This window comes from Dyella sp. 01L423 (assembly GCF_056399945.1).
The window spans coordinates 90,977-115,666 of record NZ_JBFTSI010000007.1; the positions used below are offsets into that span (position 1 = coordinate 90,977).

At 63.6% G+C, this 24,690-nt stretch carries 16 protein-coding genes; 6 read left to right on the forward strand and 10 right to left on the reverse strand.

Annotated elements, in window-relative coordinates; genetic code table 11:
• Positions 1-161 precede the first annotated feature (161 nt).
• Together AC1DMY_RS17785 and AC1DMY_RS17790 are read right to left on the reverse strand one after the other, a co-directional pair.
• Positions 162-1,274 (reverse strand): S-(hydroxymethyl)glutathione dehydrogenase/class III alcohol dehydrogenase, encoded by a 1,113-nt coding sequence (locus AC1DMY_RS17785; protein ID WP_477166199.1) that lies wholly within the window; start codon positions 1,272-1,274, stop codon positions 162-164.
• A 212-nt stretch (positions 1,275-1,486) separates the two neighbouring features.
• Positions 1,487-2,398 carry a LysR substrate-binding domain-containing protein gene (locus tag AC1DMY_RS17790; protein ID WP_477166200.1) on the reverse strand — a complete coding sequence of 304 codons (912 nt, stop codon included), beginning with the start codon at positions 2,396-2,398 and terminating at the stop codon, positions 1,487-1,489.
• Positions 2,399-2,496: 98 nt separating this feature from the next.
• Between AC1DMY_RS17790 and AC1DMY_RS17795 the strand changes: the two genes are divergently transcribed.
• Positions 2,497-2,688 carry a hypothetical protein gene (locus AC1DMY_RS17795; protein ID WP_477166201.1) on the forward strand — a complete coding sequence of 64 codons (192 nt, stop codon included), beginning with the start codon at positions 2,497-2,499 and terminating at the stop codon, positions 2,686-2,688.
• A 40-nt stretch (positions 2,689-2,728) separates the two neighbouring features.
• On the opposite strand, the gene AC1DMY_RS17800 is transcribed toward AC1DMY_RS17795, so the two are convergent.
• Positions 2,729-4,945 carry a beta-glucosidase gene (locus AC1DMY_RS17800; RefSeq protein ID WP_477166202.1) on the reverse strand — a complete coding sequence of 739 codons (2,217 nt, stop codon included), beginning with the start codon at positions 4,943-4,945 and terminating at the stop codon, positions 2,729-2,731.
• A 131-nt stretch (positions 4,946-5,076) separates the two neighbouring features.
• On the opposite strand from AC1DMY_RS17800, the gene AC1DMY_RS17805 reads away from it, so the two are divergent.
• Positions 5,077-6,021: an aldo/keto reductase gene (locus AC1DMY_RS17805; protein WP_477166203.1), complete on the forward strand. Its 945-nt coding sequence runs from the start codon at positions 5,077-5,079 to the stop codon at positions 6,019-6,021.
• Positions 6,022-6,078: 57 nt separating this feature from the next.
• On the opposite strand, the gene AC1DMY_RS17810 is transcribed toward AC1DMY_RS17805, so the two are convergent.
• Both AC1DMY_RS17810 and AC1DMY_RS17815 read right to left on the reverse strand, forming a co-directional pair.
• Positions 6,079-7,149 carry a TraB/GumN family protein gene (locus AC1DMY_RS17810; protein ID WP_477166204.1) on the reverse strand — a complete coding sequence of 357 codons (1,071 nt, stop codon included), beginning with the start codon at positions 7,147-7,149 and terminating at the stop codon, positions 6,079-6,081.
• A 190-nt stretch (positions 7,150-7,339) separates the two neighbouring features.
• Positions 7,340-8,158: a nitroreductase family protein gene (locus AC1DMY_RS17815; protein WP_477166205.1), complete on the reverse strand. Its 819-nt coding sequence runs from the start codon at positions 8,156-8,158 to the stop codon at positions 7,340-7,342.
• A 97-nt stretch (positions 8,159-8,255) separates the two neighbouring features.
• Here AC1DMY_RS17815 and AC1DMY_RS17820 point away from each other — a divergent pair, with 97 nt between their 5' ends.
• On the forward strand, positions 8,256-10,322 hold the full coding sequence (locus tag AC1DMY_RS17820) for a reprolysin-like metallopeptidase (protein WP_477166206.1): 2,067 nt from the start codon (positions 8,256-8,258) through the stop codon (positions 10,320-10,322).
• A gap of 79 nt (positions 10,323-10,401) precedes the next feature.
• Here AC1DMY_RS17820 and AC1DMY_RS17825 read toward each other — a convergent pair whose 3' ends face one another.
• From AC1DMY_RS17825 to AC1DMY_RS17845, 5 genes are all read right to left on the reverse strand, one after another.
• Positions 10,402-12,633: an NADP-dependent isocitrate dehydrogenase gene (locus tag AC1DMY_RS17825; protein WP_477166207.1), complete on the reverse strand. Its 2,232-nt coding sequence runs from the start codon at positions 12,631-12,633 to the stop codon at positions 10,402-10,404.
• Between the two features lie 304 nt (positions 12,634-12,937).
• Entirely contained in the window at positions 12,938-16,066 is a 3,129-nt protein-coding gene (locus AC1DMY_RS17830) for an efflux RND transporter permease subunit (RefSeq protein ID WP_477166208.1), read from the reverse strand.
• 331 nt (positions 16,067-16,397) lie between these two features.
• On the reverse strand, positions 16,398-16,913 hold the full coding sequence (locus AC1DMY_RS17835) for an SLOG cluster 4 domain-containing protein (protein ID WP_477166209.1): 516 nt from the start codon (positions 16,911-16,913) through the stop codon (positions 16,398-16,400).
• Positions 16,914-17,028: 115 nt separating this feature from the next.
• Positions 17,029-20,265, reverse strand: a complete 3,237-nt coding sequence (locus tag AC1DMY_RS17840) for an efflux RND transporter permease subunit (RefSeq protein WP_477166210.1) — start codon at positions 20,263-20,265, stop codon at positions 17,029-17,031.
• A 173-nt stretch (positions 20,266-20,438) separates the two neighbouring features.
• A complete protein-coding gene (locus AC1DMY_RS17845; protein ID WP_477166211.1) occupies positions 20,439-21,713 on the reverse strand; it encodes an efflux RND transporter periplasmic adaptor subunit in 1,275 nt (424 codons plus the stop codon).
• A 355-nt stretch (positions 21,714-22,068) separates the two neighbouring features.
• Between AC1DMY_RS17845 and AC1DMY_RS17850 the strand changes: the two genes are divergently transcribed.
• The 3 genes from AC1DMY_RS17850 (at position 22,069) to AC1DMY_RS17860 (ending at position 24,689) form a co-directional block, all read left to right on the forward strand.
• Entirely contained in the window at positions 22,069-22,590 is a 522-nt protein-coding gene (locus tag AC1DMY_RS17850; RefSeq protein ID WP_477166212.1) for a c-type cytochrome, read from the forward strand.
• A gap of 828 nt (positions 22,591-23,418) precedes the next feature.
• Positions 23,419-24,174, forward strand: coding sequence for a bifunctional demethylmenaquinone methyltransferase/2-methoxy-6-polyprenyl-1,4-benzoquinol methylase UbiE (gene ubiE, locus AC1DMY_RS17855; RefSeq protein ID WP_477166213.1), 756 nt, complete (start codon positions 23,419-23,421; stop codon positions 24,172-24,174).
• Complete coding sequence (locus AC1DMY_RS17860) at positions 24,174-24,689, forward strand: hypothetical protein (RefSeq protein ID WP_477166214.1); 516 nt, start codon at positions 24,174-24,176, stop codon at positions 24,687-24,689. Before ubiE ends, AC1DMY_RS17860 begins: the two co-directional genes overlap by 1 nt.
• Position 24,690 lies beyond the last annotated feature (1 nt).

Here is a 24,690-nt window from a genome sequence, read left to right on the forward strand (position 1 = left end):
GAGGTTCTCCACCCCTGGGTGAAACTAGCTAAACACGGGAAGCTTGAGGCGGTCTTTCGCTGGAGTTGCTTTGGGTGGACGCGGCCTGTCGGCGTTGGTGGTGTTTCATCGTCGAGGCTACGTTGGAGCGTCACATCGTTACCGCTGCGCAGGCTGGTCGCTCAGTAATGAATCACCGAGCGGATCACCTTGCCCTCATGCATCAGGTCGAAGGCTTCATTGATGCCTTCCAGCGGCAACACCTTGGTGATCATCTCGTCGATCTTGATTTCGCCGGCCATGTAGCGGTCGACGTAACCCGGCAGCTGCGAGCGGCCCTTCACGCCACCGAAGGCCGAACCGCGCCATACGCGGCCGGTCACCAGCTGGAACGGGCGCGTGCTGATCTCCTGGCCCGCGCCGGCCACGCCGATGATGATCGACTCGCCCCAACCCTTGTGGCAGCACTCCAGCGCCGAGCGCATCACGTTGACGTTGCCGATGCACTCGAACGAATAGTCCACGCCGCCCTCGGTGAGGTCGACGATGACCTGCTGGATCGAGGTGTCCGTATAGTCTTTCGGATTGACGAAATCCGTGGCGCCCAACGCGCGTGCCATCTCGAACTTGTCCGGGTTGGTATCCACGACCACGATGCGACCGGCTTTCGCCATCACCGCACCCTGCACCACCGACAGGCCAATGCCGCCGAGGCCAAATACCGCCACGCTGGCACCCGGCTCCACCTTGGCCGTGTTGAGCACGGCACCGATACCGGTGGTGATGCCGCAGCCGAGCAGGCAGACCTTTTCCAGCGGCGCGGCCTTGTTGATCTTGGCCAGCGAGATTTCCGGCAGCACGGTGTATTCGCTGAAGGTGCTGGTGCCCATGTAGTGCAGCAGCGGCTTGCCGTTGAGCGAGAAACGCGACGTACCGTCGGGCATCACACCGCGGCCCTGGGTGACGCGGATCTTCTGGCAGAGGTTGGTCTTGCCGCTGAGGCAGAATTTGCACTCGCCGCATTCGGGCGTGTAGAGCGGAATCACGTGATCGCCCACTTTGAGCGAGGTGACGCCCTCGCCCACTTCTTCCACGATACCGCCGCCTTCGTGGCCGAGGATCACCGGGAACTGGCCTTCCGGATCGGCGCCCGACAGCGTGAACGCATCGGTGTGGCACACGCCGGTAGCCACGATGCGCACCAGCACCTCGCCGGCCTTGGGTCCGGCCACGTCGATCTGCTCGATGGACAGGGGCTTACCTGCTTCCCAGGCGACGGCGGCGCGCGATTTCATGGCTTGAATCCTTGAGGGCTGTGGTGGGGAATGTGAATGATGAAGGGTTGGGGGCGGATGTGGAACTGTGGGAGGGGGCGACTTTGGTGTACGCCCTGTCTACGTGCGACGCGGCGGACATCTGTGGGAGCGCACCCTGTGCGCGACGGGCGCATCGTCGATACCTTGACGAACGGTCGTCGCGCACAGGGTGCGCTCCCACAGATTCCGGGTCACGTTGAACCGTTTCCGGCCGTGGCATACGACATCGTCTCCGCATACTTCCCTGCCTCACACAGCAACCACTCGCGAAACGTACGCAGCCCCGCGTGATCCTTCGCATGTTCCGGATACACGAGGAAATACGCCTCGGGAATCTGCTGATAGCGATCGCCCAGCACGGTGAGCAAGCCGGCCTCGATCAGCGGACGCGCCATCACCATGCGCCCCAGGGCGACGCCCATGCCTTCCATCGCACCGCGTTGCAGCGCGTCGGTATTGTCGAAGTGGGCCACGTAGCGACGCGGTAAAGCGCTCTCGCCATCGGCAAACCAGTCGCGCCAGCGATCGCCCGGGTCGCCAAGCAGCGGCCATTGGCTCAGATCGTTGGGATCGAGATCGCCCATGCGTTCGATCAGTGCGGGCGACACCACCGGCGCAATCCATTCGCCGAACAGGCGCTCGGTGATCAGGCCCGGCCACGGCCCGCGGCCGTAGCGCACGGCAGCATCTACGGGATCGCGTTCGAAATTGACGAGCTCCACGCTCGATTGCAGATTGAGCTGAAGTTCGGGATGCGCCGCCACCAGTCGCGCCAGGCGTGGCACCAGCCAGCTGGACATGACACCGGGAATGGCGCTGAGCGTGAGCACGTCGTCGCGGCGGCAGCGGAAGCCGGCCATGGCGCGGTCGATGCCTTCGAAATGATGGCTCACCGATTCCATCAGGCGGCGGCCTTCTGCCGTGAGCTGCACGCCGCGCGGACCGCGCTCGAACAACTTGCGTTCCAGGCGTTGCTCCAGTTGCCGCACCTGGTGGCTGAGCGCGCTCACGGTGAGGTTGGCTTGCTCGGCGGCGCGCGAAAGATTGCCCAGCCGGGCGACCTGGACGAACTGTTGGAGCAGATCCAGCGACACGCGTCCCATCTTGAAATTCCTTCAAGGCTGGTTTGCGAATATATCGCTTTTTGGTCGCACGCAGCAGTTCTAACTTCAAGCCTCACTCAAACGGACGGGAGGGTGTCATGAGCTCGATTTATACAAATTTGCTGTTCATGCATGGCCATATCACCAACCTGGAGCTGGCGCGTCGCCTGGCCGAAGCGCCGCCGAGCCCACCGCGCTCCAAGGGCAAGCGCCAGCCTGCTTCAAGCATGATAGCGGCCATCCGCAAGAGCGTGGCGCCTTCGAAACTCGCCCATGGCGGCTGCGGTTGAGCTGGCGACACCGGCCCCGTGAGGCCGGTGCCTGAGCCTCTCAGAGCTTGCCCGCGGGCAGCTGCACGTTGACGGGCGCGCCCAGGTCTTCCGACGAGCGCCCTTCGACGACGCCGTATTGCCCGCCGCGGATCACCCAGGCGTGCCTGGCGGTATCGAAGTCGGCCAACAGCCGCGGTTCCAGCGGGATGCTTAGGGTGCGGTGCTCGCCGGGTTTCAGGAACGTCTTAGCGTAGCCGGCGAGGCGCGCCGACTTGGCCCCGGGTACGCGCACATAGACCTGCGCTACCTCGGCGCCGGCGCGCGAGCCCGTATTGGTGACGTCCACGGTCGCTTCAAGCTGGGTGCCCTTCGCATCAACCTTCAGCGGGCCGTGCTGGAAGCTGGTGTAGGAGAGGCCATAGCCAAATGGGAACAGCGGCTTGATGCCACGCGCCTGGTACCAGCGATAGCCGACGTTGGCGCCTTCGATGGCGTAGTCGACGGATTCCGGCTGCGTGCCGCCCGAGACGCCAGGGATCTCCTTGCGCGGCAGCTGCGAGAGATCGCGCGGCCAGCTCACCGGCAAGCGGCCCGACGGATTGACCTTGCCCGACAGCAGATTGGCAATCGCCTTGCCGCCATCGCCGCCGGGATACCAGGTCTCCAGCACGGCGCCGACCTGATCGAGCCAGGGCATCGCCACGGGACCGCTGTTTTCCAGCACCACGATAGTGCGCGGGTTGGCCTTGGCTACCGCATCGACCAGGGCGTCCTGGTTGTCCGGCAGCGTCAGATCCGGCGTATCGACCGACTCGGCCTGCCACTTCTGCACGAACACCACCGCCACCTGCGACTTCGCCGCGAGTGCTGCCGCGGCGGCGACATCGTTGCCTTCCGCAAACTGTACGTTGGCCTTGGGGGCTGCATCGCGCAGCGCCTTCAACGGGGCATACGGGTGATACATCACGGGGCCCGGCCAAGTCGTGGGCGGCAGTCCCGGTACGGCATTGCCGCCCATGGCCGTGACCAACGAGGACCCACCGCCGGCCAGCACGCCCTTGTCGGCGTGCGCGCCGATCACCGCGACGGACTGCAGCTTGGCGATATCCAGGGGCAGCAGGTTGTTTTCATTACGCAACAGCACGGCGCCAGCTTCCAGCGTCTCGCGCGCCACCTTCAGGTTCGCTTGCGCATCGATGGGCGCCTTGCCAGCCGGATACTGGAACACGCCCACGGCAAACATGCTGCGCAAGATGCGTTGCACCATGTCGTCAATGCGCGACTGTTTTACTTCGCCCTTGGCCAGCGCCGTGCGCAGCGGTGCGTCGAAATACACTTCCTTGTCGAACACTTCGCCGGCGGATTCCTGATCCAGGCCCGCATTGACCGACTTGGCCGCGCTGTGCACGCCACCCCAGTCGGACATGACGAAGCCGGGGTATTTCCAGTCGCGCTTGAGCACCTGGTTCATCAGGTAATCGTTCTCGCACGCCCAGTCGCCATTGATCTTGTTATACGAACACATCACCGACGCTGGCTTGCCGCGCTCGATGGCGATCTCGAACGCCAGCAGGTCCGATTCGCGCATGGCCTGCTCGCCAAGCTGCACATTGATGGTGTTGCGCGCCGTCTCCTGGTCATTCAAGGCGTAATGCTTGATGGTGGAGATGACGTGCTGTCCCTGGATGCCCTTGATCGCCTCGGCAACGAGGCTGCCGGCCAGCAGCGGGTCTTCGCCGGCGTACTCGAAATTACGACCGTTGCGCGGCTCGCGCGTCAGATTGACGCCACCGGCCAGCAATACATTGAAGCCCTTGTTGTGCGCCTCACTGCCGATCATGGCGCCGCCTCGATACGCAACCTGCGGATCCCAGCTCGCCGCCGTGACCGGGCCGGCCGGCAGCGGCGTGGCGTGATCGCCGGGTCGCATGCGATCGGAGCTGGCCACGCCCAGGCCCGCATCGCTTTCTTCCAGTGCGGGGATACCAAGGCGTTCGATGGGTGGAACGTAGCCGGCTGATGCAATCGCGCCCTTCGGGAACGGCGCCGTGGCGGGACGATCGGGCCCGGCGTAGTAGCTGCGGATCAGCTGGAATTTTTCATCCTGCGTGAGTTGCGCAAGCAGCAGCTGGGCGCGCGCATCGGGCGAAAGCGTGGTGTCGTTCCATGGCCGGGTCACGGTTTGCGACGTTGCCGCGCCGGCCCACGTGCACAAACCCATCACAACTGCACCCGTCAAAACTGCGCACCGCAGTGCGGTCATCTTGCTATTCATCCGTCCTCCTTCGCTGTCGCTAGGCCATCGTGCTCGCCTGGGCATCACACAGGCGGCGCGTATACTCGCGGGCCTTGGCACCCGAGTATGCCCCAAGATTTTCTTCCCCACATCGAACACGGAGCACATCCATGCAACTGCGTCCCCTGGGCCGATCCTCCGTTTCCGTCGCGCCGCTGGCTTTCGGTGGCAACGTCTTTGGCTGGAGCGCGGATGAACAGCGCTCGTTCGATCTGCTCGATGCGTTCGTCGACGCGGGCTTCAATCTGGTCGACACGGCGGACGTCTACTCGGCATGGGTGCCCGGCAACTACGGCGGCGAATCGGAAACCATCATCGGCAAGTGGCTCAAGCGCAGCGGCAAGCGCGAGAAGGTGGTGATCGCGACCAAGGTGGCGAAGTGGGCGGAGCATCCTGGCCTGTCGCCGATGAATATCAACCAGGCGGTCGAGGGTTCGCTCAAGCGCTTGCAGACCGACTACATCGATCTCTACCAGGCACACGAAGACGATGCCTCGGTGCCGCTGCATGAGACGCTGGAGACCTTCGGCAAGCTGATCGAGCAAGGCAAGGTACGCGTGATCGGTGCGTCCAATTATGTCGCGGACCGTTTTGCCGAGGCCTTGAAAGTATCCGCGGAACACGGCCTGCCGAGATACGAAACGCTGCAGCCGGAATACAACCTGGTCAGCCGTGCCGGTTATGAGAAGGAACTGGAGCCGCTGGTGGTCTCGGAAAATATCGGCGTGATCAACTACTACGCGCTGGCGAGCGGTTTCTTGAGCGGCAAGTACCGGAGCGCGGCGGATCTCTCAAAGAGCGCTGCGCGCAGCGGTGCCGTGCAGAAATTCCTTAATCCGCACGGTCTGCGTGTGCTCGACGCGCTTGACAAGGTGGCCAAGGCGCATGGCGCGACGCCTGCACAGGTGGCCCTGGCGTGGTTGATTGCGCGGCCAAGTGTGACGGCACCGATCGCGAGCGCGACCAGTGTGCCGCAGTTGAGGGAATTGATGGGTGGCGTGAGCTTGCAGTTGAGCAAGGATGAGATTTTGGCGTTGGATCAGGCGAGCGGTTGAGGGTTTCGCGAAGAGCGGTCGCGCACAAGGTGCGCTCCTACAAGGGGGCGGCCACGGTTACGGCGATGGGGTCGCCACGCCTTCCGCATCGCTGCCATCGGGCGCTTCTACTTGGTAGCCCTGGGCCTTGAGACGGGCGATCAGGCCTTTCGGCGACAGCACTTCTTCCATCGGAAGCATGGCGAAAGTCTGCGTATGCGTGGAAAGCGCTTGCTCCGCCGCGCCTATCCACAGCGCATCGGCCTTCTGCTTCACGTCGTTGAAGCCCAGCTGCTTGGCAAAGCCCGCCTCGGTCACGGCCGAGATGCAGGCTTCGCGCTGGTCGTTCATCGGCAGCTTGCGCAGTGTGTCGATATCGCCGGTGGACCAGGCGTTTGCGCGTTCGGTGATGCGACCCATATCGCGCTCCACCGTGTCGAGCGTGCGACCGAAGCATTCGCGGTCGTCCATCGGTGAGGTCTTGAAGGTCTTCACTGCGTTGCGCGGCTCCTCGATCATCACCGTATAACGCGCCGTAACGAAGTTGACATTGTGCTTCTTGGCGATGTCGCGGACGGAATCCTTCACGCCGCCGGAGGAGGTGAGCCCGTAGTGCTTGATCGCCTTGTCGTACAGCTCGACCGCGGCAAAGATGGGACGCCAGTTTTCGATGCCGCTGTCGTTGCCGATGTATTGCTTCTTCAGCACCAGCCAGCGTCCGTAGTCGGGGGCCGGCACCATCTGCTGCAGCTTTTGTCCATCGGGGTTCTTGCGCGCGCCCACCAGCGACGGCAGCAGGAAGAGTTTGCCGAAGAAGTTGGTCTTGGGCTTGAGCGATACCGACGGCGGACCCAGCACTTCCTGCGATTCGGCGATAGTCTGCTCGACCTCGTCGGTTTTCCATTGAATCTTGTCGGGCAGTGGCGACAGCGTACCGAGCACCCACATCACGTGATCGCCCTTGCTCACCTTCCACAGGCCGGGACCCGGCTGAATGCCGCTCACCGTCACCGCCTCGAGGTTCTGCACCTGGCCCGCTGCGCTGCTCGCCGGCGCAGGTGCGTTCTGCGCAGTCGCCGTGCCGGCCATCGCGAGCGGACCTGTAAGCAGGAGCATGGATAACGAACGAGCCAGGCGGGCAGATGTCATCGATTCAATTTCCTTGAAGGGCTGCATTGAGACACACGTGCAGCAGCCGGGTTCCTTGATGGTGGGCGTGCGTTTGGCGAGCCGAAGCCGCTGCTTGCGCGTCATTCTAGAACGGCTGCTCGCGTGGAACGGCGACCGCTAGCGGATTCTTATCCAGCTGCCGTTTGGTTTCGCATCAACGCGGCGTTCACTATGCATCGCGAGCCGCTGGCGCTCTCAGGCAAGGAGCGACCACGCGCTTCAACACGGCGCTGTCGTCCGGCCAGCGAAATGCCGCCTTCAGCATCTCGCCGCCCTTTGCAGCCGGTACCTCGACCGTCAAGGTTCCGGTGCCTGCAAACCCCTGTTTCGCTACTGCACCGACATCGCCCGTGGACACGCCGAACACGAACGGCGTGCCGACATTGAACGCGCCGCCATCGCCATACCAGCCGCCAACCGTCAGCCTGACGGGCGTCGCCGGCGACCCCGTCACGACGATGGGACCATGCGCCGTCGCGTCGGGGCCCTCGTAAGGATCCGTGTCAAAGCCTAGCGCCTTGGAGTCGATCACCAGTTCCATCGACACGCGCCCGCCATCCGTACGGCAGGCGAATGCCAGCGTCGCATTGGCCGTGTAGTGCTGATAGGTCGCGCTACCGGCGATGCGTGCGCGATACAGCGGCGCCGCCTGCTCCGGTTGTTCGAACAGCCAGAGATTGGCTGCGCCGTGGGGCCTTGCGCCGAGCGCGAGTGATGGACACAAGGCCAGCCATGGCAACAAACGCCAAAGGCGGCGAACACTCGGCATGGATGTGCGGTGGCTTGGGATGATTGATGAGATCGGCAAGACAGTTGTACTCCCGGGGTGAGCAAGCGGTTCCAGATGATCGGGTGGCGCGAAGTCGAAGATCGCGGAATCCAAATGCGAGGCACGCACGGTATACGCCAAGAAAGCTGTAGGAGCCGTCTTAATTTCTGAAGGCCCCACCAGATCTTCGCAAAAATTAACGACACCAAGTGGAGTCACGCCGGAGATTTGCCGCGAGGCGTGACACGCAGGGGCGATGCATCGATTCGCTCCGTTCGTTGCGAGACCTCAAGGAGCTTCACTTCAGAGGATGGTTATGAATCGTTACCCAAAGCACGGGCGAATTCTGACGCTGGTCATTGCCGCTAGCCTGGGCACTCTTGCGATCGAGCATGCACAGGCTGCCGATACCGCGGCTTTCTGGAAAGACAACACGGCGGCAAAAGCCGCCACTGCCGGCGCGCCTGCCGCCTATCGCGCAGTGACCCTGGACCTCGCCGGGCTCAAGACCGAACTTGGCGCAGCCGCCAGTTCGATCCGGCAGGGCCGCAGCAACAATCTCGCGCTGCCCTTGCCGGAGGGCGGCGTCACTTATTTCACCTTGAGCGAATCGGATGTGTTGCCCGCCGCGCTGGCCAGCCGCTATCCGCAGCTGAAGAGCTACAAGGGCGTCGACCAGCAGGGGCGTCATGTACGCCTGGACATCACACCTTATGGACTCCAAGCCATGGTTTATGGCGACGACGGCGGCATCTGGATCGTGCAGCCCGCGCAGCAACTTTCCGGCAATGCGATCCGAGCCAACGATAGGGGCGACATCTACTGGAGTTTCCGTCGAGCAGCCCTGCCCGCCTCGGCGCCATTCAACGAAAACGCTTTTCCGAAGGACGTGCTCGGCGGCAAGGCCTCACTCATGCGTCCGGGCGCAGCAACGTTCGGCGCGCCTCGTTCGCGCGCCGGAGGTTCGGTGATGTACGACTATCGTTTGGCCATGGCCGCCACCAGCACCTATACGAAGGGCTTCGGCGGCACGGTGGAGGGCGGTTTGGCGGCAGTCGCCACGATGGTCAATCGCGTCAACGAGATCTATGAAAATGATCTTGGCGTCCACTTCACGCTGATCGCCGATGCCGACAGGATCATCTACACCACGCCCGGCAACGATCCTTATCGGGACCTTGAGCCCGGTGACGAAGGCATCAACGAAGAGAATGTGGCGAACCTCGCCCAGGTGATCGGCAACGCGAACTTCGATGTCGGCCACGTCGTGGCCGGCGACGGTGGCGGCGGCATGGCCTGGATTGGCAGCACCTGCGATGACGAACTGAAGGCCTATGGAAGCACGGGGCGAGCCAATCCGGTGGGCGATGCTTTCGCGGTCGACTTTGTCGCACACGAGCTTGGCCATTCGTTTGGCTCGTATCACACGCATAATGGAAAACAGAGCACGCTACCCGACAAAGCGGTGGAGCCGGGCGAGGGTTCGTCGGTCATGGGGTACGCTGGTGTCATCGGCGGCGTCTTCTCCTATCAGCCGCATAGCGATGCGTACTTCAACAGCAGCAGTATCGATTCGATCCAGGAGTGGATAGGCGGGCCCGGCGGCGCATGCGCGGGGCGGCGGGCAAACCTCAGTGCCGCGCCGTGGATCGACCCGGAATCGTTGCTACCGCCCGAGGCGTTCAAATTTCTAAATAACCGCCAGCGTTACACCATACCCGCGCGCACTCCTTTCGCACTGAAGGCTGCCGTGAGATCCACCAACACGAGCAAGCTGACCTACACGTGGGAACAGTTCGACTTTGGGCCTGAGCAAATGGCCAAACTGAAGGACGACGGGCGCGGTCCGATCTTTCGCTCGTTCAAGCCGCACGCCGATATTGAGCAGACCTTCCCGAGCCTGGCGGCCGTGCTTGGCAATGAACCATTGGGCTATGGCCAGGTTTATCCGGCGACCACGCGCCAGCTCAGCTTCCGCCTCGCCGTTCGAGACAATGCCTTGCGCTCTGGCATGGCGAGCACGGGCCCCAACACGGCGACCGGGAACTTGTATCTCAATGTGCTCGACACCGGCAGCGCCTTTGCCGTTACCTCGCCAAAGGCCGCTGTCACCTGGAAGAGCGGCTCCGAACAGACCGTGACCTGGAATGTCGCCAAGACCGACAAGGCGCCCATCTCCTGTCCCAAGGTGGACGTGGGGCTGTCGCTCGATGGAGGGTATACCTACGGTAGCGTGGCATTGGCACGTGCCATACCCAATACCGGAAAGGCGAAGATCAAGCTGCCGGCCAATACGGCGAGCACCAAAGCGCGTGTAAGGGTGAACTGCAGCAACAACGTGTTCTTCGCCGTGTCGCCGGTCAACCTCACTATTTCCCGCTGACCAACGCCGACATTCCCCTGTAAAAGCAGAAGGGCGCCCAAGGCGCCCTTCTGTTGAAGCGGCTCAAGCGACGACTGGCTTAGCCCTGCAATGGCGCCAACGCGTCGTTGAAGGTCTTGCTCGGACGCATGGCCTTGGTGATTAGCTCGACGTTCGCGTGGTAGTAGCCCTTGATATCGACCGGCTTGCCCTGGGCGCCGTTGAGTTCGCCGATGATCTTCGCTTCGTTCTCGGTGAGCGCCTTGGCGATCGGCTCGAACTTAGCCTTGATCTTGGCGTCGTCGTTCTGCGCGGCGAGTGCCTGTGCCCAGTACATGGCCAGGTAGAAGTGGCTGCCACGGTTGTCGAGCTCACCGACCTTGCGGGCGGGCGACTTGTTGTTGTCGAGGATCTTGCCGTTCGCTTCGTCCAGCGTCTTGGCCAGCACGCGGGCGTCGGCGTTGTCGTAGCGGTTGGCCAGATGCTCCAGCGAGGCGGCGATGGCGAGGAATTCGCCCAGCGAATCCCAGCGCAGGTAGTCCTCTTCCACGAACTGCTGCACGTGCTTGGGCGCTGAACCGCCGGCACCCGTTTCGAACAGGCCGCCGCCGGCCATCAACGGCACCACCGAAAGCATCTTGGCGCTGGTGCCCAGCTCCATGATCGGGAAGAGATCCGTGAGGTAGTCGCGCAACACATTGCCGGTCACCGAGATGGTGTCCTGGCCCTTGCGGATGCGCTCGAGCGAGAACTTGGTGGCGTCGACCGGCGACAGCACGCGGATGTCGAGGCCCGAGAGATCGTGATCCCTCAGGTAGCGCTCGACCTTCTTGATCACCTGCGCATCATGCGCGCGGTTCGCGTCAAGCCAGAACACGGCCGGCGTGTTGGACAGGCGTGCTCGCGAGACGGCGAGCTTCACCCAGTCCTGGATCGGTGCGTCCTTGGTCTGGCACATGCGCCAGATGTCGCCGGTTTCCACCGGCTGCTCCAGCAGCACCTTTCCGGCCTCGTCGATCACCTTCACCACGCCGGCGCCGGCGATCTTGAAGGTTTTGTCGTGCGAACCGTATTCCTCGGCGGCCTGCGCCATCAGGCCGACGTTGGGCACGCTGCCCATGGTGGCCGGATCGAATGCGCCGTTCGCCTTGCAGTCGTCGATGACGACGGCGTAGACACCGGCGTAGCTGCGATCCGGAATCACCGCCTTGGTGTCCTGCAGCTTGCCTTCGGTGTTCCACATCTTGCCGGAATCACGAATCATCGCCGGCATCGAGGCATCGATGATGACGTCGCTGGGCACGTGCAGGTTGGTGATGCCCTTGTCCGAATTGACCATGGCCAGCGCCGGACGGTTGGCGTATTCGGCCTTGATGTCGGCGAGGATCTCGTCCTGCTTGGCCTGCGGCAACTGGCCCAGGCGCGCGTACAAATCGCCGATGCCGTTGTTCGGCTCGAAGCCGACGCTCTTGAGCGCGTCGGCGTGCTTGGCCAGCACGTCCTTGTAGAACTCGTTGACAGCGAAGCCGAACATGATGGGGTCGGAGACCTTCATCATGGTGGCCTTCAGGTGCAGCGAGAACAGCACGCCCTGCTTTTTCGCATCGTCGATCTGCGCGTCGATGAAAGCGGTCAGCGCCTTCTTGCTCATCACGGCGACGTCGATGATCTCGCCGTCCTTCAGCGCGGTCTTTTCCTTCAGCACCGTGCTGGAGCCGTCCTTGCCAAACCACTCGATCTTTACGTTAGTGGCTTTCTCAACGACCGTCGATTTCTCGCTGCCGTAGAAGTCGCCGCCGTCCATATGCGATACGTGGGTCTTCGAATCCTTGCTCCATGCACCCATCTTGTGCGGGTGCTTGCGCGCGTAATTCTTCACCGAGAGCGGTGCGCGGCGATCGGAGTTGCCTTCGCGCAGCACGGGGTTCACGGCGCTGCCCTTGACCTTGTCGTAGCGCGCCTTGACGTTCCACTCGCTGACGTCTTTGGGATCTTCCGGGTAGTCCGGCAGCGCGTAGCCCTGGGACTGCAGTTCCTTGATCGCGGCTTTCAGCTGCGGCATCGAGGCGCTGATGTTGGGGAGCTTGATGATGTTGGCATCCGGCGTGGTTGCCAGCTGGCCGAGCTCGGTCAGATCGTCGGCGATCTTCTGGTTGTCCGGGAGGATGTCCGGGAACTGGGCGATGATGCGGCCGGCCAGCGAGATATCGCGCGTTTCCACCTGGATGCCGGCGGTGGCGGTGAAGGCCTTGATGATCGGCAGCAGCGAATGCGTGGCGAGGTACGGCGCTTCGTCGGTGAGCGTGTAGATGATCTTGGGCGTGTTCGACATTGTCTGCTATGACCTCGCTGGCTACGGCGTATTCAAATTTAGGGTGCGCGCCCGAAGGCAGCGCCGTGCGCGGACGCACACGTCGCCCGAAGCGTTCGACATGGGGTCGAAACGGTCGGACGGAAGCCCCTCATTGTCACGATTTCGCGGAATGGGTGAAAGCGCGGGGGTGTGACAATGCGCAAACGTATGGTGGGGCGAGGTTTTTTTGTGGGAGGCCACCCTGTGGGCGACCCGCGACAGAGCGAGGATTCTGCGCCGCCGCAGTCGCGCACAGGGTGCGCGCCCACAAGGATGCGTTTGATCAGACGCCCTCGGCTGCCGGCAAACGCTTGGGGGTACGACGCCGCGCACGCCACGCGGAGTAGCGATCCGCCAGGCAGGAGAAAATCACATACAGCGCCGGCGTGCTCAGCAAGGTCAGGGTCTGCGAGATCAGCAGGCCGCCGATCAAGGCAATACCCAGCGGGCGGCGCAGATCCGAACCTTCGCCCAGGCCCACCGCGATCGGCACGGCGGCGAGAATCGCCACCATCGTCGTCATCATGATCGGGCGGAAGCGCACCATGCTTGCCTCATACGCGGCCTCCGCCGGGCTCAGGCCATGCTCGCGCCGCGATACCAGGGCGAAGTCGATCATCATGATCGCATTCTTCTTGACGATGCCGATCAGCAAGACCAGCGCAATCTGCGCGATCACCGACAGCTCGGTATCCGTGTACCACAGCGCCAGCAACGCGCCGACACCGGCGGCCGGCAGCGTGGAGAGAATCGTCACCGGATGGATCAGGCTCTCATACAGCATGCCGAGCACGATGTAGACGGTGACCACGGCGCCCAGCAGCAACCAGAGCATGCCGCTCTGCGATTGCTGGAAGCGGCGGAAATCGCCGCCGATATTGATGCGGATGTCGCCCGGCAGGCGCATCTGTGAACCAGTCTGCTGGATGATCTGCAAGGCCTCGCCCATGCTCACGCCGGGCGCGAGATTGAAGCTCATGCTCATCACGGTGTACTGGTTTTCGTGCGAGATCTGGGTGGGTGCGAGGCCCGGCTCCTGGCGCGCGAACGCTGTGAGCGGCACCATCTTGCCGCTGGTGCTGGCCACGTAGACCGCATCGATGGCCGCCGGCGTGGCGGTCTGATTGGGCAGCGCGTTGACGACCACCTTGTACTGGTTGAGGTCGGAATAAATGGTGCTGATCTGGCGCTGGCCGAAGGCGTTGTAGAGGGCGCCGTCGATGGTGCCGATGCCCACGCCGAGGCGCGCGGCCTTGTCGCGGTCGATCACGATATTCTGCTGCAGGCCAGCGTCATCGACGTCGCTGCCGACGTCCTTGAGCTTGGGATTCTTTTTCAACTCGGCGACGAGTTTGGGCAACCACAGGGTGAGCTCTTCGGGATTGTCGCCCTGCAGCGACACCTGGTATTGCGCGCCCTGGCTGGTGCCACCGCCGCCGCCGAAACTCGGCAGATCCTGGATGGGGCGCAGGCGCACATTGAGGTCGGGATAGCGCGCAGCCTTGGCGCTCAAGCGCGCGAGCACCGCGAAGGTGTCGTCCTTACGGCCTTGCGCGTGCGTCTTCAATTCGATGTCGAACGTGCCCGAGGAACCCTGGCGGCTGGTGCCCAGGCGCGAGCCCACGCGCGCCACGTCGTGGTCCTTTTTCAGCATGTCGATCAGACGCTGCTGGCGGGCCACCGCATCCTGGAACGACACAGTGGCGCCCGAAGTGGCGCGGCCTCGGATAAGACCCGTGTCCTGCGGCGGGAACAGGCCGGTCTTCACCTGGCCGAACAACAGGATGGTGATGGCGATCAGCACCAGCGGCGTCAGCGAGAACGCCAGCGCGTGCTTGATCGAGAACTTCAGGCAGCGCGAATACACGCCGAGCATGCCGGCCTGGAATTTCTCCAAGGCCACGCCGACCCGCGTGGTCGGCTTGTCCTGCTCGTGCCCGCTGAGGAACTGTCCGCACAGCGAGGTGGTGAGCGTGAGCGACACCAGCGCCGACACGATGATCGCCGCCACCAGCGTGATGGTGAATTCCTTGAAGAACAGGCCGGTGATGCCGCTCATGAACAACAGCGGCAGGAACACCGCGACCAGCGACGCAGTGATGGAGACGATGGTGAAGCCGATCTCCTTGGCGCCGGCCAGCGCGGCGTCCATGCGCGTCATGCCTTGATCGATGTGGCGCACGATGTTCTCGATCACCACGATCGCATCGTCCACCACGAAGCCGATCGCAATCACCAGCGCCAGCAAGGTGAGGTTGTTGAGCGTAAAGCCGAGCACGTACATCACCATCGCCGCGCCAGCCAACGACAGCGGCACGGCGGCAGTGGCAATCAACGTAGGCGCGAGGCGACGCAGGAACAGCGCCATGGTCAGCATCACCATCAGCAGACTGATCAGCAGGGTGGCCTGCACTTCATGCAGCGACGCGCGGATAGTCGGCGTGCCGTCGAAGTACGGCGTCAGCGTAGTGCCGGGCTGCAGATAATCGCGCAGCAGCGGCACGGCATCTTTGACGCGATCCACCGTGCCGATGATGTTGGCGGTGGACTGGCGATACACATACATCAGGATCGCCGGCTTGCCCTGGAACCACGCCGCCTGATACGCATCCTGCAGGCCATCGTACACCTTCGCCACATCGGACAAGCGTACCGGCGTGCCGTTGTTGGAGGCGATCACCAGGCTGGCAAAGTCGGCTGCGTTATGCAGCGAATCGTTGGCAGTCACCGCCATGGTGGTCTTGCCGTCGGACAGGAAGCCCTGCGGCGAGGTGACGTTGGCCGCGGTAAGTGCGTTGCGCAGCTGGTCGGGCGAGAGGCCGAGCGCGTTGAGCTGGCGCAGGTTTACGTCGACACGGATGGCTGGCGTCGCGGCGCCGAGAATGTCCACTTCCGAGACGCCTTCGAGCTGGCGAATGCGCTGCGCGAGCAGCGAATCGGCGATGTCGTAGAGCTCGCGCGCCGATTGCGTTTCCGAGGTCAGCGCGAAGGCAATGATCGGGTCGTCGTTGGGGTTGGCCTTCTGGTAGCTCGGCGGGGCATTGAGCCCGCTCGGCAGGTCCGACTGCGCGGCATTGATCGCCGCCTGCACGTCGCGCGCGGCCGAATCGAGATTGCGGCCGGCCTCGAACATCAGGAATACCTGGGTGCTGCCCAACGAACTGGACGAGCGCATGGTGTCGATGCCCGGCACCTGGCCGAGGTGGCGCTCCAGCGGCGCGGCCACGGTGGAGGCCATGGTGCTGGCGCTGGCGCCGGCCTGGCTGGCCTGCACGAAGATCACCGGGAACTGCATGTTCGGCAACGCCGCCACGCCCAGCAGCACGTAGCAGATCAGGCCTATCGCGAAGACCCCCATGGCCAGCAGCGAGGTACCGATCGGGCGGCGAATGAAAGGACCGGAAATGTTCATGCCGTCAGGAAACCAGGTACGACGCGCGGGGCGCGAAGGAATTCAAAGAAGCCGCACACCACGGAGGAGGCGCGCGCACGAAGGTACGTATATACCGCACATTACCTGCGTAACGCATGACGGGCGGTTTGGTTGATGGTTTTTGCGATGTCCCTCCTCCTTCCCGCTCACCTCACCGTCATTCCTGCGGAAGCAGGAATCCAGCGCCTTTTCCCCGTTTCGTTGCCAGAGCAAAGGCACTGGATTCCCGCTTCCGCGGGAATGACGTCAGAGGATAGGACACGCAGGGAGGAACGGGTCGTCTATTAGACACGGGTCGTCTATTAGACGTCTAAATCCGTATCAGCCCCAAAGAGTGCAACTGCACTTCAAGCGTGGCGATGGAGTCCCACGGCAGTATCGGCGAGTTGCCGCGCTCGTCCGGCGGGTTCTGCAGCAACCCATCCGACCAGCCGCCGCAACCGGTCAACGGCAGCAGCGGACGATGATGCAGCCAGGCCAGGCACACTTCGGAGATCGTGCCGGCGCGTCCGCCGATCACCACACAGGCGTCTCCCGCCAACGCCATCAACAGGTTGCGTGCATCGCCCATGCCGCAGGGGATGACTACGCTGGCGGGCCAGTCGTCTTCTGGCATCGCATCGGCCGGAATGATGCTCTCGACGACTCCGCCCGCGTCGATGGCACGCTGCGCCGCGTGCCGTGTGGCGGGACTGCCGCAACCGCTGACCACGGTAATGCCTGATCTCGCCAGCAACTCGCCTGCCTGACCGGCCAGCTCGTAGGCCTGCGAGCCCGGTTCGGCGCTGCCCAGTACGCAGACCTGCGGCTTTCTCGGCTTGCTCATGTCGTTACTCCGGACTTGGGGAAATCGCACAACGAAAAGGGGCGCGCCATCCCGGCCGCGCCCCTTTCGTGCTTTTGCCGCCGACCCGGCAAGTGCCGGATCGGCGTGGTTGCCATTACATGGCGCCCCGCGTCTGCGCACGCGCCAGCGCGCGCTGTTCGCGACGCTCCTTCAGCCAGTCGGCGAAGCGCTCCATGTAGAGATAGATCACCGGCGTGGTGTACAGCGTCACCAACTGCGACAACAGCAGACCACCGACGATGGACACGCCCAGCGGACGGCGCAGCTCCGCGCCGATGCCATTGCCCAGTGCCAGCGGCAATGCGCCGAGCATGGCTGCCGCGGTCGTCATCATGATCGGGCGGAAGCGCAGCAGACACGCGCGGCGGATCGCCTCGCGCGGATTCATGCCGTCGCGCTGCGCCTCGATCGCGAAGTCGATCATCATGATCGCGTTTTTCTTCACGATACCGATCAAGAGCACGATACCCACGATGCCGTCCACCGACAGGCTCATATCGCACAGGATGAGCGCCAGCAACGCACCCACGCCGGCCGGCGGCAGGGTCGAGATGATGGTCAGCGGGTGGATGTAGCTCTCATACAGCACGCCCAGCACGATGTAGATCACCACGATGGAAGCGACCAGCAGCAGCACTTCATTGGTGAGCGAGGTGGAGAACTCCGCCGCCTTGCCGATGAACTGGCCACGCACCTGGGGCGGGAAGTTGAGCTTCTGCTCGACGCCGCGAATCGCATCCACCGCCTCGGACAGCGAGTAACCCGGCGCGAGGTTGAACGACACCGTCACCGCCGGCAGCTGCTGCTGATGGCTGACCACCAGCGGGGCCGTGGTCACTTCGGCCGTCGCCAGCGAGGCCAGCGGAATGGTGCCGCCGCCACCGATGATCACGCCGGTATTGGCCACGCCCAGACCCGTGCTGGTGGACGAGTTGCTCGAGGCCACCTGACCGAACGCGGTGGCATTGCTGCCGGTCAGCGCGCCGCTGCCATTGCTCTTCACCGTGAGCTGGTTGAGCAGCGCGGTGCTGGTGCGGAATTGCGGCGCCACTTCAAGCACCACGCGGTACTGGTTGAGCTGGGTGAAGATGGTCGAGATCTGGCGCTGGCCGAACGAGTCGTACAGCGTGTCGTCGATCGTCTGCACCGGCACGCCGAGGCGGCTGGCCTTTTCGCGATCGATGGTGAGCTTGAGCGAGGTGCCCTGGTCGGCGAGGTTGTTGTCCACGTCGGCCAGTTCGGGCAGCTCGCGCAGCGCCTGCGTCATCTGGTTGGCGTAGCCGGAGAGCTCGGTCGCGTTCACGTCGGACATCGAGTACTGGTACTCGGTGGCCGAGACGCGACTATCCAGCGTCACGTCCTGCACGGGCTTCAAGTACAGCTCCACGCCCGGAATGCCGGCCGCTTCTTTTTGCAGCCGCGCCAGCACTTCGTCGAGGCCATCGCGGTCGCCGCGATCCTTCAGCACGATGCTGAGCTGGCCCTGGTTGAGCGTCGGGTTGATCGAACCGGCGCCGATGAACGCAGCCACGCCCGTCACGGCCTTGTCGCGACGCAATGCATCGGCCACGGCCTTGGTGCGAACTTCCATCTGCGGGAACGCCACGTTCTGGTCGGCCTGGACCACGCCGGTGACCAGGCCCGTGTCCTGCTCGGGCAACAGGCCCTTCGGAATCACCACGTAGAGGAACACGGTGAGCACGACCGCCGCCGCTGCCACCAACAGGGTGAAGCGCTGGTGGCCGAGCACCCAGTCCAGCGAGCTCTCGTACACATTGACCGTTCGCGTCCACCAAGTTTTCTTGCCGGCGGCCGCGTGGCGCTCGTGCGCATCGTCGCCTTCGGGCAGCGCATCGGGCTTGAGCAGGTAGGCGCACATCATCGGCGTCAGCGTCAACGACACCAGCATCGAGATGGCCACCGCGATGGTGAGCACCCAGGCGAATTCGTGGAACAGGCGACCGGTGACGCCCGGCATCAGCAGCAGCGGCAGGAACACCGCGATCAGCGACACGGTCAGCGACAGCACGGTGAAGCCGATTTCCTTCGCGCCGATCTCGGCCGCTTCCTTGCCGTCCTTGCCCTGCTCGATGTAGCGCACGATGTTTTCGATCATCACGATCGCATCGTCCACCACGAAGCCGGTGGCGACGGTGAGCGCCATCAGCGAGAGGTTGTCCAGCGACATGCCGGTGAAGGCCATCACGCCGAACGTACCCATCAGCGACAGCGGCACCGCCACCGATGGAATGATCGTGGCCCACAAGCGGCGCAGGAACACGAAGATCACCGCCACCACCAGGAAGATGGTGAGGATCAGGGTGAACTGCACGTCCTCGACCGAGGCGCGGATGGTGATGGTACGGTCGGCGAAAACATCCAGATGGACGTCCGCCGGCAATACGGCGCGAAGCTGCGGCAGGATGTTGCGGATCTGCTCCACCGTCTGCACGATGTTGGCGCCCGGCTGGCGACGGATGTCGAGCAGCACGGCAGGCTTGCCATTCGCCCAGGCGGCAAGCTGATCGTTCTCCACGCCGTCGATCACGTTGGCCACGTCGGACAACCGCACCGGCGCGTTGTTCTTGTACGCGATGATGGTGTCTTTGTATTCGGCCGCATTGGCCAACTGGTCGTTGGTGCCGATGCTGTAGGACTGCGTGGCGCCGTTGAGCGTGCCCTTGGGCGCGTTCACGTTGGCCTCGGTGAGCGAGCTGCGCACGTCCTCCATGGTGAGGCCGAGGTTGGCCAGCTGCGACGGGTTCACCTGCACGCGCACGGCCGGGCGCACGTTGCCCGCGATCGACACCAGGCCCACGCCCTGCACCTGCGAGAGCTTCTGCGCGAGGATGGAGTCGGCGTAGTTGTTCACTTCGCGCAGCGGCAGGCTGTCGGAGGTGAGCTTGAGCGTGATGATCGGCGCGTCGGCCGGATTCACACGGTTGTACACCGGCGGATAGGGCAGCGTGCTCGGCAGCGTGCCGCGCGCCTGGTTGATGGCCGCCTGCACGTCCTGCGCCGCGATGTCGATGTCTCGGTCCATCGCAAACTGCAGCACGATGGTCGACAGGCCCGCCGACGAGTCGGAGGTCATCATCGAAAGGCCGGAAATCTGGCCGAAATTGCGTTCCAGCGGCGTGGTGACCAGGGATGCCATGGTCGATGCGCTGGCGCCCGGATATTGCGTGGTCACCACCAGGCTGGGCGCGTCGATCTCGGGCAGCGCCGATACCGGCAGCTCGCGGTAGCCGAGGATGCCGAGCAACAGCACCGCCACCATCAACAGCGAGGTGGCGATCGGTCGGCGAATGAAGAGTGTGGAGAAGCCCATGGGGTCAGCCGTCGATGTGTGTGGCGGGTGCCTGTCCTGCGGCGCCCCGTGTTGTTGCCTCAGGGTTTAGGGGCGAGTGGCGAGGGCGCAAGCTGATGCCGCTCTGCCAACTTGATGCGTGGACAACGGCTGGGCTTTCGCGCCCTCGCCGCTCATCCCTCGCCCCTCTGCCATCAGCCGCCGCGGCGACCGCCGCCCTTGGCGTTCTTCTTGGCCTTGTCCATCTCGGCCGCGGTCGGCGCTGCCGGCACTTCACCCGGCTTGAGCGCCTTGACCTTGCTGCCCGGCTTGAGGCGGAACTGGCCTTCGGTCACCACCAGATCGTTGAGCGCCAGGCCCGAACCGATCATCACGTGGCTGTCGCCCACTTCACCGGCCACCTTGACCGGATTCATCTTGACCGTCTGGTCCTGCTGCACCAGGTACACGTAGTCGCCATCCGGACCGCGCTGCACCGCCTGCGCCGGGATCACCAGGCCGCCCTTCACGGTGCGCACCTTCAGGCGCGTATTCACGAACTGGCCCGGCCACAGCTCGCCCTTGGCATTCTGGAACACCGAGCGAAGCTTGAACGTACCGGTGGTGGTATCGATCTGGTTGTCGACCACGTTGAGCGTGCCGTCGTCGGCAATGGTGTGCGCGTCGGAGCGGTCCAGCGCCAGCACTTCCAGCGGATCGCCCGAGGCGGCGGCGGCGCGCACCATCTCCAGGTTCTGCTCCGGCAGGGTGAACATCACATAGATCGGATGGATCTGGGTGAGCGTCACCACGGCGGTGGTGGTGGTCACCACGTTGCCCGGGTCCACGTTGCGGATACCGGCCACGCCATCGATCGGCGAGACGATATGGGTGTAGTCGAGGTTGACCTTGGCGGCGCGCACGGCGGCCTTGTCGGCCGAAACCATCGCCGCAAGATTGGCCACGTTGTTGCGGAAGGTGTCCATGTCCAGCTGCGCCACATAGCCCTGGGCCACCAGCGCGTCGTTGCGCTTGAGCGTGCTCTGCGCGGTGGAAAGCTGGGCCTCGTCCTGCTGCTGCTTGGCGGTGGACTGGTCATAGGCGGCCTGGAACGGACGCGGGTCGATCTGCGCCAGCAGGTCGCCCTTCTTCACTTCCTGGCCTTCCTTGAAATTGATGCTCAGCATCTGGCCGCTGATCTGCGGATTGATGGTGACGGTGTTGAGCGCCTGCACGGTGCCCAGCGCGGTCAAATAGACCGGCACATCCTGCTTGAGCACCGGCTCCACCGTCACCGGCACCGGCGCGGCGTCCTTATCCTTGTCCTTGTCCGAGGCATCGCCGTCGGCCTGCCCCTGTCCCTTGTGCTGACCGCGGTGCTGACCCTGTGCGCCTTCCTCGGCAGCGGGCTTATGCAGCAGACGGAAGCCCACGGCTCCCACCACGATCACGGCCACAACGATCAGCGCGATCTTCCAAAAACGCGACATGAAAAAACTCCCAGAATGAAAGACAGGCCACCCGACCCCACCGGTGCGCTCCGCGCGCCTGACCTATGTGTCGAGTGAAAGGATAGGGTCAGATCAACGAAAATAGACAATGCCAGTTGACAGGGGTGCCCCATGACCGATGGCAGGGTTTTCTAAGCGTATCGCGTCCAAATGACGAAACTTGCATGAAATCAGGGCTTATTCGGGCGCGACACGTTGTCCGCCCGACCCGACTGAAAACTGCCGCGGCCTTCGTCTATACTCGGCTAATTGTTGCCTGAACCATAGCTAATCCGGCCTCTTCGGCTGTCCATTGATCTGTCCATTGAATTGGAGTCATTGCGTGAGCGGTTCCATGACGAAGTCCGACCAGAGCTTCATGCGCAGCTTTTCCATGCTGATCGCGGGCCTGAGTGTATTGACCCTGTTGCTGATCGGCGGCGCCTGGTGGATCTACGACCACGAGCCGAAGGAAATAAATCCCCAGACCACCGCACAAACCCAGGCCCGCATCGCGCCGGCCGGTGCGGTGTACGCCGGCGACACCGGCCGCGCCGCCATGCAGGCCGCGCAGGAAGCCGCCACCAAGGCCGCCGCCTCGCAAGTGGCCTACGGCGGTAGCACCGACGGCAAGACCATCTACGACAACCTCTGCCACGCCTGCCACACCGCCGGCGTCGCCGGTGCGCCGAAACTGGGCGACAAGGCCAACTGGGGTCCGCGCGTGGCCGAGGGCATCGACACCCTGGTCAAGCACGCCATCGACGGCTACAAGGGCCCGGACGGCAACATGATGCCGGCCAAGGGCGGCAATCCGGCGCTGACCGATGAGCAGGTGAAGGCGGCGGTCCATTGGATTGTGGATCAGGCGAAGTAAGCGCTTCGCTGTTCGCTGGTTGCTGAAATTTGGAAGTGGGGAAAACGCCGCCATGTGCGGCGTTTTTCTTTTGTGTGTTGGGCACTTGGCTGTGATGGAGCGGATCCTCTCGCTGCTGATCGCCCAATCGCAGCGACCTTGAAGCAGAGCCCCGTGCGCATCAGCTCTAGCCTGCCAGCCAATGCCGTGCTCGCTTTCCTGTGGGAGCGCACCCTGTGCGCGACGAAACTACGGAGCGGTACACCCAAGCGTGGCTGTCGCGCACAGGGTGCGCTCCCACAAATGGCCGCTCCGCCCACATCGCAACGACACCCTGCCCTGGGCTCTTGTGGCTTTGCCCTGGGGGTTCCCCGTATGCGCGGCGGGCGGGTGGAGGAAAGCCGGAAGGGTGGCCGCATGGATGCGGCCAGTTTTTCGACGGGACAGGGATGTCCTGTCGAAAAACCCCGGAGCCCGACCGCGCACCTGGAGGGCCGTAGGCCCGGAAGGCGCGTCATCCGGGGGGCCCTTCTCCGTTGGTTACTTTCTCTTGGGCAAGCAAGAGAAAGTAACCCGGCCTTCCCAAAGAGGGGACTAGCTTCGCGTCGCCGGCAGGAGGACGGAAGCCCGCGGCAGGCGAGCCAGGTCGCGGTAACGCGACATCCAAGTGCACAGTCACTGGATCCCGGCCTAGGCCGGGATGACGAGCAGAAGAAGACTGAGGCACTTCCAAGCGACGAGGCAAGGTTGGCCCCTCACCCCAACCCTCTCCCCGGAGGGGAGAGGGAGCAAAGCGTCGCGCTACCGCGCACACAACGAAGCCCAGCCCCAATCCGCTACCATTACCCTATGAACGACCAGTCCCCCAACACCACCCATTTCGGTTTCCGCGACGTCCCTGTCGCCGACAAGCAGAAGCTCGTCGGCCAGGTGTTCACCTCGGTCGCGAGCAGCTATGACCTGATGAACGACCTGATGTCGTTCGGCATCCATCGCCTGTGGAAGCGCCATTTCGTCGCCATCAGCGGCGTGCGTCGGGGCGATCGCGTGCTCGATCTGGCTGGCGGTACCGGCGATATCGCCGCCCTGCTCAAGCCGGTGGTGGGCGCTGACGGTGAGATCATCGTGGGTGATATCAACGCGGCCATGCTGGGCGTGGGGCGCGATCGCATGACCGATCGCGGCCTGGTCTCCGGCCTGCGCTGGACGCAGCTCAACGCCGAAGCCCTGCCGTTTCCGGACAACAGCTTCGATGCGGTGACCATGGCCTTCGGCCTGCGCAACGTCACCGACAAGGACAAGGCACTGGCGGACATCTGCCGTGTGCTCAAGCCCGGCGGCCGCGCGCTGGTGCTGGAATTCTCGCGTGTGCAGAGCGAACTCTTCAGCAAGCTCTACGACTTCCACTCTTTCAAGGTCCTGCCCAAGCTCGGCCAGCTGTTTGCCGGCGACGCCAACAGCTACCAGTACCTGGCCGAATCGATCCGCAAGCATCCGGATCAGCAGACGCTGAAGGGCATGATGGAACGCGCCGGCTTCGGTCGCGTGGATGTGCGCAACCTCAGCAACGGCATCGTCGCCATTCACCGCGGTTACAAGTTCTGATGTTGGCGGCGGCGCGCAAGGTGCTCCTGGCCGCCGCGCTCCCATTGCTGTTGGCAGTGCCCAAGCTTTGGGCAACCGAGGAGCAGCGATTCGAGCTGCTTCCGGTCTCTGCGCTCAACGCGACCATGCAGCAGTGCTCGCGTTCTACCCCAAATGCGACTGGAGCCTGGACGCCGACGACCGCCCAGTTGCTCGAACTGGAATCTCAGCTTCCTCAATTGGCCACGCTCGCAGCGCAGCAGGGCATTTCCCAAGAAATAGGCGATCCGAACGCTTCTTTTCGGCAGTATCTTGGCGTGATCGTGGACGGCCATCGCTTCATTTACGTCAACGCCGCACTATCGAAAGAGAAGCCGGCCAAGGCCGCTCACATTGCGAGCCAAAGCATTGCCACTCCTTTTCAAGCAGAGCCGAAGCCCATCATCGTCTGTGATGGCGGAAGTCATTTCTGGGGCGTGCTTTATGACCCGGAAACCAAGACGTTCTCACAGCTGAAGACCAACGGCCTCGCCTAGT

Bases quoted from the DNA above. Each gene is read 5' to 3' on its own strand.
- AC1DMY_RS17810 (WP_477166204.1), bottom strand. From the start codon at position 7,149: ATGACATCTGCCCGCCTGGCTCGTTCGTTATCCATGCTCCTGCTTACA.
- AC1DMY_RS17820 (WP_477166206.1), top strand. From the start codon at position 8,256: ATGAATCGTTACCCAAAGCACGGGCGAATTCTGACGCTGGTCATTGCC.
- AC1DMY_RS17805 (WP_477166203.1), top strand. From the start codon at position 5,077: ATGCAACTGCGTCCCCTGGGCCGATCCTCCGTTTCCGTCGCGCCGCTG.
- ubiE (WP_477166213.1), top strand. From the start codon at position 23,419: ATGAACGACCAGTCCCCCAACACCACCCATTTCGGTTTCCGCGACGTC.
- AC1DMY_RS17845 (WP_477166211.1), bottom strand. From the start codon at position 21,713: ATGTCGCGTTTTTGGAAGATCGCGCTGATCGTTGTGGCCGTGATCGTG.
- AC1DMY_RS17860 (WP_477166214.1), top strand. From the start codon at position 24,174: ATGTTGGCGGCGGCGCGCAAGGTGCTCCTGGCCGCCGCGCTCCCATTG.
- AC1DMY_RS17830 (WP_477166208.1), bottom strand. From the start codon at position 16,066: ATGAACATTTCCGGTCCTTTCATTCGCCGCCCGATCGGTACCTCGCTG.
- AC1DMY_RS17795 (WP_477166201.1), top strand. From the start codon at position 2,497: ATGAGCTCGATTTATACAAATTTGCTGTTCATGCATGGCCATATCACC.
- AC1DMY_RS17850 (WP_477166212.1), top strand. From the start codon at position 22,069: ATGACGAAGTCCGACCAGAGCTTCATGCGCAGCTTTTCCATGCTGATC.
- AC1DMY_RS17800 (WP_477166202.1), bottom strand. From the start codon at position 4,945: ATGAATAGCAAGATGACCGCACTGCGGTGCGCAGTTTTGACGGGTGCA.
- AC1DMY_RS17825 (WP_477166207.1), bottom strand. From the start codon at position 12,633: ATGTCGAACACGCCCAAGATCATCTACACGCTCACCGACGAAGCGCCG.
- AC1DMY_RS17840 (WP_477166210.1), bottom strand. From the start codon at position 20,265: ATGGGCTTCTCCACACTCTTCATTCGCCGACCGATCGCCACCTCGCTG.
- AC1DMY_RS17835 (WP_477166209.1), bottom strand. From the start codon at position 16,913: ATGAGCAAGCCGAGAAAGCCGCAGGTCTGCGTACTGGGCAGCGCCGAA.
- AC1DMY_RS17785 (WP_477166199.1), bottom strand. From the start codon at position 1,274: ATGAAATCGCGCGCCGCCGTCGCCTGGGAAGCAGGTAAGCCCCTGTCC.
- AC1DMY_RS17790 (WP_477166200.1), bottom strand. From the start codon at position 2,398: ATGGGACGCGTGTCGCTGGATCTGCTCCAACAGTTCGTCCAGGTCGCC.